We start from the raw sequence: 15,757 nt of genomic DNA, 5'->3' as shown, positions 1-15,757 counted from the left end.
GTCGGCCAATGCGTCTTGGACGGTAATGGTCGGGGCGTCATCGAAGAATGAAGGGAGGCGTTCTTGTGTCATGAGGGTTGTCCTTTATGGGTTTGCTTAGGCCGTCTGAAGGTTTCAGACGGCCTGAAACCTTTGCGGCATACTGTTTGTTGTGCTTTGAGCGGCATTTGCATTCAGTATTGCGGCAAAGGTTTCGGACTGAAACTGCGGTGTTATTTTAGGAGTATTTTTTTGTCCTGTATAAATTTTTCCGCCAGTTTTGTCACACCGTGGGTATTGAGGTGGTTGGTGTCAAAATATATCGGCAGGCCGTCTATGGTTTTATCTGCCGGAATCGGCCCCATGATGTTGACCCAATGCACGGCAGGCCGCTGTTTGACGATGTTTTCTATGGTTTTGTCCGCTTCTGCGGAGCGGGCAATTTCCGCTTTTTTATGTTCGGAAACGTATTGCATATCGATGCCGAGACGCTGTTTCAGGTAGTAATGGCGCAGGGGCAGTTGCGCGTTCATCGGCGTGTCGGCAAAGACGTAAACCTGCTTGCCCTGTTGGATCAGGGTATCGAGCATTTTGCCGAAATGCTCCGTAAAACCGGGCTTGTCGGTATGCAGGAACCAACGTTGCGAGATAAAGACCACCGGATAGTTTTCGACCTTTTGTGCGATAAAGCGGTTGTAAGGGTTGCAACGGTTGGCACGGCGGTCGCTTTGAGGCAGGAGGAAGCCGAAGGCAACGCCGCAACTGTTGGACGAGATAATGTCGGCGGCAAAGCCTTCCTGTTTGCCCACTATATCGATAAATGGCGTCAGGTGGGCGGCGTGTGAGTCGCCCATCAGCAGGACTTTGCTGCTTTGGTTTTCCGCACCGACAGCGCAGTCGGTTTTGGTTAAGGTATCTGCGCAGATTTTACTTTCGTCAACCGTATATAGGTTTGCCTCGTATGCGGCCGGTTTGGCAGTCAGCAGGTAGCCGGCGGCAGGAATCAGCAGGGCGAAATAAGCGGCGATTACTCCAATGAATTTCTTGGTGGTGAAATTCTTTATCCGTCGCGCCGGTGTTTCGACGAAGTAATAGGACAAAACAGACAAGCCGGACATCAGCACCACTGCCAATACAATCGCGGACATCGGCAAAGCGTTGTCCATGTAAACATAGCGCATGACGGCCAAGACCACCCAATGCCAGAGATACAGCGAATAGGAAATCAAACCGATAAACACAACGGGCTTGAGGCTCAACAGTTTGGCGGTATTGAAGCCGTTTTGCGTTTGCAGGGTTTTGCCCGAGTAAATCAAGCTGCCAACCGCCGTACAGCACAGCAGCCGTTCGATATTGCCTTCGCCGGGCAACACGCCGTAAGGAAGCAGCAGCATGGCGGCAATCACCGCCATCATCGCCCAGCCGACCAGAGGCGTGCTGAAACGGTCGTTGGTTTGGGAGGGCGGAATAAAGGCAAAAAGTGCGCCGATCAGCAGCTCATATGCGCGCACATAAGGCAGGAAATAAGGATCCATGCCGAAGGTGGGCAAAAAGACGGACAACAGGCTCAATACAATCAGCAAAAGAATGAATTGGCGGATGTTTCGCCCTTTGCCGAATCGGAAAAAGGCAATCAGCAAAACTGGAAAAACAAAGTAAAACTGCTCTTCTAGAGATAAAGACCAAATGTGTTGCAAAGGTTTTTCCGCCGCGTCGGCATCGAAATAGCCGCCGCGCCGTGCAAAAAACAGGTTGGCCGAAAACAGCAACGCAAACACTGCGGATTTGACGTATTGGCGCAGGTCAAACGACAAGAAAAAGATTGCGGCGGCCAAGCTCGTACACAGCAATACGCAGGAAAAAACAGGCAAAATGCGCTTCGCGCGGCGTTTGTAAAACTCTAAAAACGAAAAACTGCCGTTTTGCATTTCGCGGCTGATGATGGTGGTGATCAGGTAGCCGGACAGGACGAAAAACATATCCACGCCGAGAAAGCCGCCGGGCAGCCAAGCGGCGTCAATGTGGAAAATAATGACAGCCAAGACTGCCAAAGCCCGTATGCCGTCCAAGTCGGGACGGTATTTTAATGTCGTGCTCATTTTTTGTAATTCTAGTAAATCCAGTAATGTTTACTATGAGTACATGTCAGAAATTTAGTTTCATTTCAAGGATTAAATATTTTTTAAACATGGATTTCAGACGGCCTGAATTTATTTTTGCGAACGTTTGGGCACGTTTAATTTATTTCTTTTTCAACACCAAATATAAAAATACCAATCCGCCTGCAAATTCGACGACCACGCTCAATACTGCCTGCATACCGAGGAAGTGTTCGAAGATGGTTTGCCCACCGACCAATAGGATGCCGCCGACACAAAAAGTCATGGGCAGGCGGACGGAATGTTTGACCGACGGGGAAAAATGGTTGGCCAGCGCGGCAACCAGCAGGCCGAAAAAGCTTACCGGGCCGACAACGGCGGTCGCAGTTGCAACCAGCGCGGCGATCCACAACAGCAGCCATAAGGTATTGCGCGTGTAGTTGATGCCCAAATTGATGGCTTGATTGCGGCCGAGCAGGTAAACATCGAGGCGGTGGCGTTCGCGCCAGATCACGGCGGCGCTGATGAGCAACACGACTGCGCCGATGCCCAACAATTCCGAGTGGACGGTATTGAAGGTGGCAAACATATTCGCCTGCGCCGCGGTAAATTCTTCGGGATCGATCATGCGCGAAAGCAACGATGACAGGCTGCGGAACAAAATCCCGAAAATCACGCCGATTAAAATCATACGCGACAAATCGCGTCCGCCCTGTTTGATGAGCGTGTAGAACAGCAGCAGCGAGCCGCCCATCATGATGACCAGTTCAAAGCCGAATTTACCCGTCAACGGCAGGGAAGCATAGCCCACGCCACCGAGCGTAAACACCAGCAAGGTCTGTAAAAACACATACAGCGAATCGAAACCCAAAATCGAAGGGGTCAGAATCGGATTATTGGTCAGCGTTTGGAAGAGTTGCGTGGACACGCCGACCGCATAGGCGACCATCAGCAGCGCGGCAAGTTTGGTCAGACGCAGGTGCAAGACAAAGTCCCAATCGCCTTTGACGTTGAGCGTCATAAACAGAACGCAGGAAACCAGCAACAGTGCAAAGGCGACCCACAACGGACGGCTGCTTCCTGCCATAAAACCGATATTTTTTTCAGACGGCATGAGCAGGTTTCCTTAATAAAAGCCACAAAAACAAAGCCGTCCCCATTACGCCAAAAACCGTAGAGACCGGAATTTCAAACGGAAACACAATCACGCGTCCGACAATATCGCACAGCAACACCAAAGATGCGCCCAGCAAGGCCACCGCCGGCAGGCTTTGACGCAGCTTGTCGCCCATCAGGCGGCTGATGATGTTCGGCACGACTAGGCCGATAAACGGAATATTGCCGACCGTCACGACCACCAAAGACGTAATCAGCGCCACAATAATCAGCCCCGACCACAGAATCGCCGTCCGGTTCAGCCCCAAGTTCACGCTTACCGTTTCGCCCAAACCCAAAATTGTCAGCTGGTCGGCAATCAAATAGGCAAACAAAGCCAAAATCCCCGTTGCCCACAACAGCTCATACCGCCCGAGCAACACGCCGGAAAAATCGCCCTGTTGCCACACGCCGAGCATTTGCAGCATTTCGTTTTCATACGCGATAAAGGTGGCCACCGCCTCAATCACCCCGCCGAAAATAATCCCGACCAAAGGCACCATCAGTTGCGCGGTCGGTGGCAGGCGGCGGATCAGCAGCATAAAGACCAACATCCCGATCAGTGCGGAAACGGCGGCAACCGACATTTTTGCCAGCAGCGGCGCGGCCGGTAGCAGCAGGGTCATCAACAGCAAACCCAAAGCCGCGCTTTGGCTTGCGCCCACCATCGACGGTTCGACAAAACGATTGCGCATCAAAATCTGCATAATCATGCCGGCTACCGCCATCGACGCACCTGTCAGCACAATCGCAAACGTGCGCGGCAGGCGGCTGATGAACATGACTTGCTGGCTGTCGGATAGCGAAAACAGGGCGGACCATTTGAATTCGGCCACGCCGACCGACAGGCTGACGACAAACAATATCAGCAGCGCCACACCGTTGATCGCATTTAAAAATGAAGGTTTGTGAAACATAAAATGGTTCGGAAAAAAATAAGGCCGTCTGAAAGAGGGGTTAAGGTGTTTGGCAAAAAAGGCAGGTTTGCCCATCATAAAAACAGATGCAAACAGGCAAAACTTGTCCATTTGCACCATGTATTTTCAGACGGCCTAAATCCAATGACTTCAGATCAAGCAACTTGACCATGTGAGTCATCAAATCCTTCAGGCCGTCTGAAAGAAACGGGCGGCTATGCCCGCGCCGAATTACTTGGCGGCATTAAACGCATCGCTTACCTGTTTGGAAGCATTCAGCAATTCTTGCGCGCCGCCGGCCGCCAGATAGGTTTCCGGCACGAGGTACACGACTTGGCCTTTTTTCCAGGCGGTCGTTTCGGCAACCAGTGGATTGTTCAACACATCTTTCGCAGCCTGACCTTCTTCACCGATGGCCGCGCCGCGGTCCAAAACAAACAGCCAATCAGGGTTTTTCTCTTTCAGGTATTCAAAGCTGATAGGCTGGCCGTGGCTGCCTTCCTTAATCGATTCATCAACAGCGGGAACGCCAATATCTTTATGCAACCAACCGCCCAAACGTGAGGAAGGGCCGAAAGCCGACATCTTACCGCCGTTGACCAATACCACCAAACCCTTGCCTTTGCCTTGCGCAGCAGTTTTCGCTGCTTCAAACGAAGCATCGATTTCCGCTTTCAGCTTGTCCGCTTCGGCCTGTTTGCCGAAGATTTGACCCAGTGCGTCGATGCGCTCTTTTGAGCTTTCTTTCAGATTGGCGGTTTCGGCGGTCATCTCGATGGTCGGCGCAATCTCGTTCAACTTGTCAAATGCTTTAGCTGCACGGCTGCCAATAATGATGAGCTGCGGTTTGTAAGCGTTTAAGGCTTCGTAGTCAGGCTCAAACAGCGTGCCGGCAGGTTTCGTGGTTTTGAAATATTCGTCCAAGTAGGGCAGGCGGTTTTTGTCGACGGACAAACCGGTTTTCACGCCCAGTTTGTTTAAAGTGTCGAGCATGCCCAAATCGTAAACGGCGATACGCTCCGGATTTTGCGGCACTTTTGCTTCACCGCGCGCCGTTTTAACGGTCAGGCTTGCACCTTCGGTTTGGGCGGCAGAAGCGGAAGCAGTTTGGGCTTGGTTGGACGCAGAATCTTTCGGTGAACACGCACCCAAAGCGAGGGTGCAGCATACGGCTAAAGCGGTCAAACGTAACATAGGGTTTCTCCGTGGTCGGAAATAAAGTAAATAGAAATGATAACTTGTATCGGATTATAAAGCTAGATGCCGTCTGAAAACTTTTGTTTTCAGACGGCTTTTTCAAGCTGATTGCTTAGAAGCGGTAGTTCACGCTTAGGCGGACATCGCGGCCTGGTTCAGGCAGGGAATTGGCACCTGCGCGTTGGCTGTGCGGCTTGTAGTTTTTATCAAAGACATTGTTGACGGAGAAGTTGACGTTCAAGTCGTCTTTGCCTGTCGGTTTCCAGTTGGCGAAGATATCGTTGACGCCGTAGCCTGCACGGACGACATTCAGAGCCACATCAGAGCCGCGCGAGGTCGGGGCATAGCCTGCATTTTGGACATAACGTCCGCGCCAGCCGATTTCCAGATTCGGATTGTCGAATTGGTAAGAGAGACCGGTTGTCCATGTGCGTCCCATCGGGATGGCGGTCGTTACTTTGTCAGCGGTATCGCCATTCAGCTTCGGTTTGCTGTAGGCTACGCCTGCACGTGCGGTCAGACCTTTCCAGCGGTAGGCTGCATTCAGTTCGTAACCTGTGTTTTTCAGCTTGCCGCCGTTATACCAGACGTTGTTTCGTCCTTCTTGACGGATGGCCTGTACATCTTTGATTTGCTGATGGAAATAGCTGCCGGAGAGCGTCAGGGCAGAATTCCAGTGGTAGTTAAAGCCGATTTCTGCATTTCGCGAGCGTTCTGCTTTCAAGTCAGGTGATGAAATAATCGGCCTGTTGTTTGCTAAAGCTGCTTCGTACAGGCGGGGGCTGCGGGTTGCATAGTTCAGGCTGGTGTTGATGGAAAAATCAGGGGTAATGTCATAAACCAACCCGATGCTTGGATTGAGGTTGCCGTCTGAATTTTCTGTATTACTGCTGGTTTTCATTTTCCAGCGGTCATAGCGCAAACCTGTGGTCAGCGTAACCGGTGAGAAATCCCAAATGCCTTCTACATATACGCCGGCATCGCTTTTCTTCTCGCTGTTTTCTCCTTTTGAGCTGCTTTTTTGAGTGCGCCAGTTTACTCCGTATTTCAAGGTATGGCGGTCAAATAGACGGCTGTCGAGATTGAGGTTGGCTCCGTATGTCCGTACTTCGCCGTCCAATTCATAATCTGGACTGGGGGCTTCATCACGTTTGGTATTCAAACGGTAAACATTGGCTTTGATTTTGTCAATAAAGCCCAAGTTTCCGCCTTTGAATTCCAAGTTGGTGGTGTCTTGGGTCAGTGTGCGGTAACGCGGCGAGTTGGTGGCGACATTCGGAATACGGTTGCCGTTGGCATCCAAAACGTATTGACCCGTACGGCGGTCGGTTTGGAATACTTGCGAGAAATCGAACTCTTCGCGCAGGGCGCGTTCCCCATATTGCTTCTCTTGGCGGTGGCTTAATTCAATACGGTTGTCCTCGTTGAAACGATAGCCGATTTTGCCCAGCAAACCGCGTGAACCCAATCCACTGTTTAAAACCTTATCGCTTCCGAGCAGATTACGGTAGCCTTTGCCTGCCGTGTATTCTTTGTCGCGTACGAAATTGCCTGAAACCAAAGCGTCAAAACTGCCTGCCTGACCATAAAAGCTTGCGCCGCGTGAATAGCCTTTATTGCTGCTGATGCCGGCATTGACTTTGAAACCGACGTTTTGACCCTCTCTCAGCAAATCTTTGGCTTCAACCGTTTCGGCAACAATCGCGCCGCTGGTTGCACCGATACCTGCGGAGGCCGAACCCGTACCTTTTTGCACGGCAACGACTTTTACCAATGCGGGGTCAAGCATAAAGCGGCCGTTGTGGTGGAAAATCTGGCTGTCGGTGTAAGTATCGTCAACTTTATAGTCTATTTGGTCTTGTCCCATACCGCGGATGGTTACCCACTGCGACTGACCGTTGCCGCCGCCGAAACTGATAGAGGGTTCGTTGAACAATACGTCTTTTAAATCAGTGGAAGTCGTTTCTTCCATACGTTTTGTCGTTACGCGATGTGTGGCGCTTGTGGCCTGACCTTTGACGGTAACGGTATCAAGCACAACATTGTCTTTGGCTTCATTTTCTGCATGGGCAAAACCGGCTGCCAGTGTCAGTGACAGCAGGCTCAGTCGGAACAGGGGCGTATTCATTGAGAAATGTCCTTAATAAAATGACAGTAATAAAAAAATAAAAGCAAATAAAGAGAAATTATCTTTAAAAATATGCAATTAAGAATAATCATCATTTATAATAATGCATATGAAAGAAACAGTTGTAAAGAGTTGTATTGAATTTGTTAAGGAAGTGGGTTGTTTTTAAACGAACTTTGCAGTTGGTATATCAGGCCGTCTGAAAAATATGTGATCGGGCATTTTTGCGTATGAAAATATTTGGAAAGACTGCATAGAAATTTTTACTTTTTCCCTTGAATTTGTCGCAAACAACCCAAATCTACCCGCCATTACGGCAGGCTTTCTACTAAGTGTGCCGCTATTTTCAAGCAAACCGTGTCTGTCATGTCCGACAGACAATTGTTTTCAATCTATTTATTTATCGGAGCATTAAGACATGACCATCCGCCCTTTACACGACCGCGTAGTCGTCAAACGCTTAGAAGCTGAAGAAAAAACCGCCTCCGGCATCGTTTTGCCGGGTGCGGCTGCTGAAAAACCCGACATGGGCGAAGTAGTCGCCGTGGGTGCGGGCAAAATCGGTAAAGACGGCGCGCGCCGTCCGCTGGATGTCAAAGTCGGCGACAAAGTGATCTTCGGCAAATACAGCGGCCAAACTGTAAAAGCCGACGGCGAAGAGCTGTTGGTAATGCGTGAAGAAGACATCTTCGGTATCGTTGAATAATTGTTGAATTAAGTTTCAGAACCAAAGGCCGTCTGAATCAAACATGAAGTTTTCAGACGGCCTCGAACAGATTTTTAATATTGATTTGGAGAATTTAAATGGCAGCAAAAGACGTACAATTCGGCAATGAAGTTCGCCAAAAAATGGTAAACGGCGTCAATGTATTGGCAAACGCCGTACGCGTAACTTTGGGCCCTAAAGGCCGCAACGTGGTACTTGACCGCGCTTTCGGCGGCCCGCACATCACTAAAGACGGTGTGTCTGTTGCAAAAGAAATCGAATTGAAAGACAAATTCGAAAACATGGGCGCGCAAATGGTGAAAGAAGTTGCTTCTAAAACCAACGACGTAGCCGGCGACGGTACCACTACTGCAACCGTATTGGCGCAATCCATCGTTGCCGAAGGCATGAAATACGTTACCGCCGGCATGAACCCGACCGACCTGAAACGCGGTATCGATAAAGCCGTTGCCGCTTTGGTTGACGAGCTGAAAAACATCGCCAAGCCTTGCGATACTTCTAAAGAAATCGCCCAAGTCGGCTCTATTTCCGCCAACTCTGACGAACAAGTCGGCGCGATTATCGCCGAAGCGATGGAAAAAGTCGGCAAAGAAGGCGTGATTACCGTTGAAGACGGCAAATCTTTGGAAAACGAGCTGGACGTGGTTGAAGGTATGCAGTTCGACCGCGGCTACCTGTCTCCTTACTTCATCAACGACGCGGAAAAACAAATCGCAGCTTTGGACAATCCTTTTGTATTGTTGTTCGACAAAAAAATCAGCAACATCCGCGACTTGTTGCCTGTTTTGGAACAAGTAGCCAAAGCCAGCCGTCCGTTGTTGATTATCGCTGAAGACGTAGAAGGCGAAGCCTTGGCGACTTTGGTGGTGAACAACATCCGCGGCATTCTGAAAACCGTTGCCGTTAAAGCCCCTGGCTTCGGCGACCGCCGCAAAGCTATGTTGCAAGACATCGCCATCCTGACCGGCGGCGTGGTGATTTCCGAAGAAGTCGGCCTGTCTCTGGAAAAAGCGACTTTGGACGACTTGGGTCAAGCCAAACGCATCGAAATCGGTAAAGAAAACACCACCATCATCGACGGCTTCGGCGACGCAGCCCAAATCGAAGCGCGTGTTGCCGAAATCCGCCAACAAATCGAAACCGCAACCAGCGAATACGACAAAGAAAAACTGCAAGAGCGCGTGGCTAAATTGGCAGGCGGCGTGGCAGTAATCAAAGTCGGTGCCGCTACCGAAGTCGAAATGAAAGAGAAAAAAGACCGCGTGGAAGACGCGTTGCACGCTACCCGCGCAGCCGTTGAAGAAGGCGTGGTTGCAGGTGGCGGCGTAGCCCTGTTGCGTGCCCGTGCTGCTTTGGAAAACCTGCACACCGGCAATGCCGACCAAGACGCAGGCGTACAAATCGTATTGCGCGCCGTTGAGTCTCCACTGCGCCAAATCGTTGCCAACGCAGGCGGCGAACCTAGCGTGGTTGTGAACAAAGTATTGGAAGGCAAAGGTAACTACGGCTACAACGCAGGCTCCGGCGAATACGGCGACATGATCGAAATGGGCGTACTCGACCCTGCCAAAGTAACCCGTTCTGCACTGCAACACGCCGCATCTATCGCCGGCCTGATGCTGACCACAGACTGCATGATCGCTGAAATCCCTGAAGAAAAACCTGCTATGCCTGATATGGGCGGCATGGGTGGTATGGGCGGCATGATGTAAGGCCGTCTGAAACCTTCAGACAAAAAGCAAAACCGCACGGCAAGCAGCCGTGCGGTTTTTTATTTGCCAGAAAGAAGCGTAAGATGGTGAGGGGTATGTCATGATTTACGGAGAAATAAGGGCAGCCAGTTCCATTGAATCTGAAGCAATCAAATAAACTTCATCATCAAAAAAAAGCCGTCTAAAACTTTATTTTACGTTTCAGACGGCCTGATTTTTAGTCAAAACAAGGGATTATTTATCCAGTTTGGCTTTGCGTTCTTCCAACCAATGTTCCAAGTAGTGGATGCTGACACCACCTTTTTGGAAACCCGGATCGCTGAACAAGTCGCGGTGCAGCGGCGTATTGGTTTTGATGCCGGTAATCGCCAGCTCATCGAGGGCAACACGCATTTTGGCCATGGCTTGGTCGCGGTCTTTACCGACGACACAGACTTTGCCGATCAGGCTGTCGTAGTAAGGAGGGATGCGGTAGCCTTGGTAAATATGGCTGTCGACGCGGACGCCGAAGCCACCGGGCAAGTGGCAGCTTTCAATCAGGCCCGGGCTTGGAATGAAGTTGTACGGGTCTTCAGCGTTGATACGGCACTCAAACGCGTGGCCTTCGACTTGAATGTCTTCCTGTTTGTATTGCAAAGGCAGGCCGGATGCGATGCGTAATTGCTCTTGAACGATGTCTACGCCGGTGATGAGCTCGGTAACCGGATGCTCAACCTGAACGCGTGTGTTCATCTCGATAAAGAAGAATTCGCCGTCTTCGTACAGGAATTCAAACGTACCTGCGCCGCGATAGCCGATGCGTTTGCAAGCGTCGGCACAGGCTTTGCCGATTTTGGCGCGTTCTTCTTCAGTGATGAACGGGGCCGGTGCTTCCTCAATGACTTTTTGGTGGCGGCGCTGCATGGAGCAGTCGCGCTCGGCGAGGTAGATGGCGTTGCCGTGTTCGTCGGCAATCACTTGGATTTCGACGTGGCGCGGACGTTGCAGATAGCGTTCCATGTAAACCATCGGGTTGCCGAATGCCGCGCCTGCTTCGGCTTTGGTCATTTCGACAGACTGGAGGAGGTCTTCTTTTTTCTCGACGACGCGCATACCGCGGCCGCCGCCGCCGCCGGAGGCTTTAATAATGACGGGATAACCGACTTTATCGGCGATTTTGAGGATTTCTTCGCCGTCGTCTGGCAATGCGCCATCAGAACCGGGAACGCAAGGTACGCCGGCTTCGATCATGGCGTGTTTGGCAGATACTTTGTCGCCCATCAGACGGATGGTGTCGGCTTTAGGGCCGATGAAGACAAAGCCAGATTGTTCGACTTGTTCGGCAAAATTGGCGTTTTCGGCGAGAAAGCCGTAGCCGGGGTGGATGCCGTCGGCTTCGGTTACTTCGGCGGCAGCAATGATGGCCGGGATGTTGAGGTAGCTTTGTGCGGATGCGGCAGGGCCGATGCACACGGATTCGTCGGCAAGTTTGACGTGCAGGCTGTCTTTGTCGGCTTCGGAATGGACGGCGACGGTGGCGATGCCCATTTCACGGCAGGCACGCAGGACGCGCAGGGCGATTTCGCCCCGGTTGGCGATCAATACTTTTTTCAGCATGATAATCTTTCCGGATGGTTCAGACGGCCTATTGTCGGCCGCCTAATGCGTTGCGGATTTTTTGGTCGGTTTTGTATTGGCTCAAGGCATAAACCGACCACATGGCTGCCGGTATCCAGCCAACCAGCGTACATTGCAGAATCAGACAGATAATGCCTGCAAACGGACGGCCGATGGTGAAAAACTGAAGCCATGGCAAGAAAATAGCCAAAATCAGACGCATGGTTTGTCCTTAATGAACAGAAAAGGAATTTCAGACGGCCTTAAAGCTAAAGGCCGTCTGAAAAAGCGGATTATTCAATGATGAAGAGCGGCTCGCCGTATTCGACCGGAGTACCGTTTTCAACCAGAATTTCTTTAACGACACCGGATTTCTCGGCTTCGATTTCGTTCATCAGCTTCATGGCTTCGATGATGCACAAAGTATCGCCGGCTTTGACTTGTTGGCCGACTTCGACGAAAGCGGCGGCGTTCGGGCCGGGGGCGCGGTAGAACGTACCGACCATAGGCGATTTTTGCGCGTTGGACAAATCGCGAGCGGCAGGGGCGGCGGCCGGAGCGGCTGCAGCCGGAGCAGCTGCAGGGGCGGCAACCGGAGCGGCTGCGGCAGGTGCCGGAGCAGCATAAATAGGAGCTGCGGCGGCAGTGGTACGCGTAATGCGGACTTTTTCTTCGCCTTCGGTAACTTCAATTTCTGCAATGCCTGATTCTTCGACCAAATCAATCAGTTTTTTTAATTTACGCAAATCCATTGCTTTTCCTTTTTTGCGCGGCATATAAAGTGCATATTAGGTATGCGCCGCAGTGGTTTTAGATGATTTCCTGATACGTCGGAAGGCTGGTTTGCCATCCGGCGTTTAAATAATGTCGGAACAGGGCGGAGCCTGAAAAATGAATCCGGCTATTTTCCCGAACTTGTCGGTAAATGTCCAGTAAAAGATAGAAAAAAGGCGTTTTTCGGCGAAAAAAGAAAGGAACGCTGATTTTCGTTAAAAAGTGATTTCCCCAAGAGCGTTTATTCTAATTTATTGGTTTTTCGACAAAACATGCCGTCTGAAAACCCACTTTGCGCGTATAATGGCGCCTGTTTTTTTAAATTATGCACGACAATGGATATTTCCGATTTTGATTTTGAATTGCCCGAAAAACTGATTGCCCAGCATCCGCCGGAAGTACGCGGCAGCAGCAGGCTTCTGGTTGCCTTGCCTACATTGCCGATTGAAGACAAACATTTCGGCGATTTACCCGATTATGTCGCACCGGGCGATGTGCTGGTGTTTAACAATACCAAAGTGATGAAGGCACGCCTGTTCGGCCAAAAAGCCAGCGGCGGCAAAATCGAAGCCCTAATTGAACGGGTATTGGACGCGCATACCGCATTGGCGCATATCCGCTCGTCCAAATCGCCGAAACCGGGTACAGAATTGATTTTTGAAGGCGATATCCGTGCCGTCATGATGGAGCGTGCGGAAGAATTGTTTTGCCTGAAATTTGAAGGCGAGCAAACCGTTTACGAACTTTTAGAGCAAAACGGCCATCTGCCCTTGCCACCTTATATCGAACGCGTGGCCGATGATGAAGACGACAGCCGCTATCAGACCGTGTACGCCAAGTACCAAGGCGCAGTGGCCGCACCGACGGCAGGCTTGCACTTTACCGATGAATTATTGGGCCGTCTGAAAGCCAAAGGTGTAGAAACCGCGGAAGTAACCCTGCACGTCGGTGCCGGCACATTCCAACCCGTGCGCGTCGATAAAATTGAGGAACACAAAATGCACAGCGAGTGGTTTGACGTACCGGCCGAGACTGTTGCCGCCATTGAAGCCGCCAAAGCGCGCGGCAATAAAGTGTGGGCGGTGGGCACAACCTCCATGCGCGCCTTGGAATCTGCCGCACGCGAGACAGGCCGTCTGAAAGCCGGTCGCGGCGATACCGATATTTTCATTACGCCGGGCTACCGCTTCAATGTTGCCGATCGATTGATTACCAACTTCCACCTGCCCAAATCAACCTTGCTGATGCTCGTCAGCGCGTTTTCGGGCATGGAGCATATCCGCAGCGTTTACCGTCATGCGGTGGAACAGGAATACCGCTTTTTCAGCTATGGCGATGCGATGATTTTGGGGAAAGCGGAATAAATTTGAAGCGGATTGGAGCATTTCAAACTGGTTATTTGGGTTGTCCCGAATCCGAATCAGTTGGAACGCTCTAAAATACGCGAATTAAAATAAATTATTGAAGTAAACACGCGAAGTTATTGGAATTTGAGTTGTAAGAAATAAAGCACAAAACAAAAAGGCCGTCTGAAAATCGTTTTTCAGACGGCCTTTTATCTTTCCATGCTTAGGCGTCGATGTTTTGCGCCAGCAGGGCGTTGTTTTCGATGAAGGCGCGGCGCGGTTCAACTTCGTCGCCCATCAGGGTAACGAACACTTCGTCGGCGGCGATGGCGTCTTCGATGCGGACTTTCAGGAGGCGGCGGACGGTAGGATCCATCGTGGTTTCCCAAAGTTGTTCCGGGTTCATCTCGCCCAAGCCTTTGTATCGTTGGATGGACATGCCTTTTTGGGCAACGCTCATTAAGATGTCCAAAGCGCCTTCAAAGCTGTCGATATCGTATTCGTTGTCGCCTTTGTAGAGCTTCGCCCCTTTGCCGACCATGCCTTTGAGTGCGGCGGCGGTTTGGGTAAGGGTTTGGTAGGCTTTGCTGTTGAGGAACTTAGGCTCGAGGTAGCTCACCATCACATTGCCGTGCAGCTTGCGTGTGATTTTGATGAATTGGTGTCCTTCATGGCCTTCGATACGTTCGAGCGCGACTTCTTTTTCGTCCAAGAGGCCGCTCAATTCGGCAACGGCGCGGTCTGCGCTTTCTGCTGTACTGAGGTCGACCGGCGAAGCGTGCAGCATGGCGTGCAGAACGAGTTCGTCAATGATGCGGCTTTCTTGCTCGATAACCGTTTTGGCCAACAGGAATTGTTTGGCGGTATTGGCAAGCTCTTCGCCTTCGATGGTGCGGCCGTCTGAAACGATTTTGGCTTTTTCCAAGGCCAAACCGAGCAACCATTGGTCTTTTTCCAGTTCGTCTTTGAGATAGCGCTCTTGTTTGCCGTATTTGGCTTTGTACAAAGGCGGCTGGGCGATGTAGATGTAGCCGCGTTCGACCAGCTCGGGCATTTGGCGGTAGAAGAAGGTCAGGAGCAGGGTGCGGATGTGCGCACCGTCCACATCGGCATCGGTCATGATGATGATGCGGTGGTAGCGTAGTTTTTCGGCATTGAATTCTTCTTTGCCGATGCCCGCTCCCAAAGCGGTAATCAGCGTGGCGACTTCTTGGCTGGCCAGCATTTTTTCAAAACGTGCTTTTTCAACGTTCAAAATCTTACCTTTGAGCGGCAAAATCGCTTGGAATTTGCGGTCGCGGCCTTGCATGGCGGAACCGCCTGCGGAGTCGCCCTCGACGAGGTAGAGTTCGGACAGGGCAGGGTCTTTTTCTTGGCAGTCGGCAAGTTTGCCCGGCAGGCCCAAACCGTCCATCACGCCTTTGCGGCGGGTAATTTCGCGTGCTTTGCGGGCGGCTTCGCGCGCGCGCGCGGCATCGACGATTTTACTGGTGATGATTTTGGCTTCGGTCGGGTTTTCTTCGAGGAAGTCGGTCAAGGCTTGGTTGATGACTTCGTTGACGACGGGGCCGATTTCGCTGGAAACCAGTTTGTCTTTGGTTTGCGATGAGAATTTCGGGTCGGGCAGTTTGACGGACAAAACGCAGGTCAGGCCTTCACGCATATCGTCGCCGGCGGTTTCCACTTTGGCTTTTTTGGCTACTTCGTTGGCTTCGATATAGTTGTTGATGGTGCGGGTCATCACTTGGCGCAGCGCGGTCAAGTGCGTACCGCCATCACGTTGCGGAATGTTGTTGGTAAAACACTGCACGCTTTCTTGGTAGCTGTCGTTCCATTGCATCGCGCATTCGACGCTCATGCCGTCTTTTTCGCCGAACGCGTAGAAGATTTTTTCGTGCAACGGCGTTTTTTTGCGGTTCATGTATTGCACGAAGCCGGCCACGCCGCCGGAGAGGGCGAAGCTTTCGTGTCTGCCGTCGCGTTCGTCGATCAGTTCAATGTCTACGCCGTTATTGAGGAAGGAAAGTTCGCGGATACGTTTGGCAAGGGTGTCGAAGCTGTATTCGACATTGCCGAAGGTTTCGCTGCTGGCGAGGAAGCGTACGGTTGTACCTTTTTTGTCGGAAT

At 51.3% G+C, this 15,757-nt stretch carries 12 protein-coding genes; 3 read left to right on the top strand and 9 right to left on the bottom strand.

The genetic code is table 11. The features are described from left to right. Positions 1-212 precede the first annotated feature (212 nt). From ACTHUE_RS04165 to ACTHUE_RS04145, 5 genes are all read right to left on the bottom strand, one after another. Positions 213-2,078, bottom strand: coding sequence for an acyltransferase family protein (locus ACTHUE_RS04165; RefSeq protein ID WP_070695156.1), 1,866 nt, complete (start codon positions 2,076-2,078; stop codon positions 213-215). A 142-nt stretch (positions 2,079-2,220) separates the two neighbouring features. Beyond that, positions 2,221-3,192 (bottom strand): iron chelate uptake ABC transporter family permease subunit, encoded by a 972-nt coding sequence (locus tag ACTHUE_RS04160; protein ID WP_070695157.1) that lies wholly within the window; start codon positions 3,190-3,192, stop codon positions 2,221-2,223. Beyond that, positions 3,182-4,150 carry an ABC transporter permease gene (locus ACTHUE_RS04155; protein WP_070584836.1) on the bottom strand — a complete coding sequence of 323 codons (969 nt, stop codon included), beginning with the start codon at positions 4,148-4,150 and terminating at the stop codon, positions 3,182-3,184. Before ACTHUE_RS04155 ends, ACTHUE_RS04160 begins: the two co-directional genes overlap by 11 nt. A gap of 231 nt (positions 4,151-4,381) precedes the next feature. Beyond that, positions 4,382-5,344 carry a siderophore ABC transporter substrate-binding protein gene (locus tag ACTHUE_RS04150; protein ID WP_440361213.1) on the bottom strand — a complete coding sequence of 321 codons (963 nt, stop codon included), beginning with the start codon at positions 5,342-5,344 and terminating at the stop codon, positions 4,382-4,384. 115 nt (positions 5,345-5,459) lie between these two features. After that, entirely contained in the window at positions 5,460-7,475 is a 2,016-nt protein-coding gene (locus ACTHUE_RS04145; RefSeq protein ID WP_440361212.1) for a TonB-dependent receptor domain-containing protein, read from the bottom strand. 418 nt (positions 7,476-7,893) lie between these two features. Here ACTHUE_RS04145 and groES point away from each other — a divergent pair, with 418 nt between their 5' ends. After that, entirely contained in the window at positions 7,894-8,181 is a 288-nt protein-coding gene (gene groES, locus ACTHUE_RS04140; RefSeq protein WP_004520984.1) for a co-chaperone GroES, read from the top strand. A gap of 98 nt (positions 8,182-8,279) precedes the next feature. Continuing rightward, the gene (gene groL / locus ACTHUE_RS04135; RefSeq protein ID WP_049322649.1) at positions 8,280-9,914 is read left to right on the top strand and encodes a chaperonin GroEL; all 1,635 of its coding nucleotides are present in this window, start codon (positions 8,280-8,282) and stop codon (positions 9,912-9,914) included. Positions 9,915-10,148: 234 nt separating this feature from the next. On the opposite strand, the gene accC is transcribed toward groL, so the two are convergent. The 3 genes from accC to accB form a co-directional block, all read right to left on the bottom strand. Beyond that, positions 10,149-11,510 (bottom strand): acetyl-CoA carboxylase biotin carboxylase subunit, encoded by a 1,362-nt coding sequence (gene accC, locus ACTHUE_RS04130; RefSeq protein WP_070625230.1) that lies wholly within the window; start codon positions 11,508-11,510, stop codon positions 10,149-10,151. 28 nt (positions 11,511-11,538) lie between these two features. Further along, on the bottom strand, positions 11,539-11,733 hold the full coding sequence (locus tag ACTHUE_RS04125) for a YqaE/Pmp3 family membrane protein (protein ID WP_039862547.1): 195 nt from the start codon (positions 11,731-11,733) through the stop codon (positions 11,539-11,541). A 70-nt stretch (positions 11,734-11,803) separates the two neighbouring features. Next, a complete protein-coding gene (gene accB / locus ACTHUE_RS04120) occupies positions 11,804-12,262 on the bottom strand; it encodes an acetyl-CoA carboxylase biotin carboxyl carrier protein (RefSeq protein ID WP_070504010.1) in 459 nt (152 codons plus the stop codon). 357 nt (positions 12,263-12,619) lie between these two features. On the opposite strand from accB, the gene queA reads away from it, so the two are divergent. Next, a complete protein-coding gene (queA, locus tag ACTHUE_RS04115; RefSeq protein ID WP_004520993.1) occupies positions 12,620-13,648 on the top strand; it encodes a tRNA preQ1(34) S-adenosylmethionine ribosyltransferase-isomerase QueA in 1,029 nt (342 codons plus the stop codon). Positions 13,649-13,853: 205 nt separating this feature from the next. On the opposite strand, the gene ACTHUE_RS04110 is transcribed toward queA, so the two are convergent. Beyond that, positions 13,854-15,757, bottom strand: a 1,904-nt coding sequence (locus tag ACTHUE_RS04110) for a DNA gyrase subunit B (RefSeq protein WP_440423047.1), incomplete at its 5' end; no start/stop codon positions are given.

The organism is Neisseria sp. P0021.S005 (assembly GCF_051956955.1).
The sequence above is the reverse complement of the archived record's forward strand: the minus strand, read 5'-3'. Positions and strand labels throughout refer to the sequence as shown.

Excerpts from the sequence above, each read along its gene's own strand:
- ACTHUE_RS04165 (WP_070695156.1), bottom strand. The coding sequence starts at position 2,078 with ATGAGCACGACATTAAAATACCGTCCCGACTTGGACGGCATACGGGCT.
- ACTHUE_RS04160 (WP_070695157.1), bottom strand. The coding sequence starts at position 3,192 with ATGCCGTCTGAAAAAAATATCGGTTTTATGGCAGGAAGCAGCCGTCCG.
- ACTHUE_RS04155 (WP_070584836.1), bottom strand. The coding sequence starts at position 4,150 with ATGTTTCACAAACCTTCATTTTTAAATGCGATCAACGGTGTGGCGCTG.
- ACTHUE_RS04150 (WP_440361213.1), bottom strand. The coding sequence starts at position 5,344 with ATGTTACGTTTGACCGCTTTAGCCGTATGCTGCACCCTCGCTTTGGGT.
- ACTHUE_RS04145 (WP_440361212.1), bottom strand. The coding sequence starts at position 7,475 with ATGAATACGCCCCTGTTCCGACTGAGCCTGCTGTCACTGACACTGGCA.
- groES (WP_004520984.1), top strand. The coding sequence starts at position 7,894 with ATGACCATCCGCCCTTTACACGACCGCGTAGTCGTCAAACGCTTAGAA.
- groL (WP_049322649.1), top strand. The coding sequence starts at position 8,280 with ATGGCAGCAAAAGACGTACAATTCGGCAATGAAGTTCGCCAAAAAATG.
- accC (WP_070625230.1), bottom strand. The coding sequence starts at position 11,510 with ATGCTGAAAAAAGTATTGATCGCCAACCGGGGCGAAATCGCCCTGCGC.
- ACTHUE_RS04125 (WP_039862547.1), bottom strand. The coding sequence starts at position 11,733 with ATGCGTCTGATTTTGGCTATTTTCTTGCCATGGCTTCAGTTTTTCACC.
- accB (WP_070504010.1), bottom strand. The coding sequence starts at position 12,262 with ATGGATTTGCGTAAATTAAAAAAACTGATTGATTTGGTCGAAGAATCA.
- queA (WP_004520993.1), top strand. The coding sequence starts at position 12,620 with ATGGATATTTCCGATTTTGATTTTGAATTGCCCGAAAAACTGATTGCC.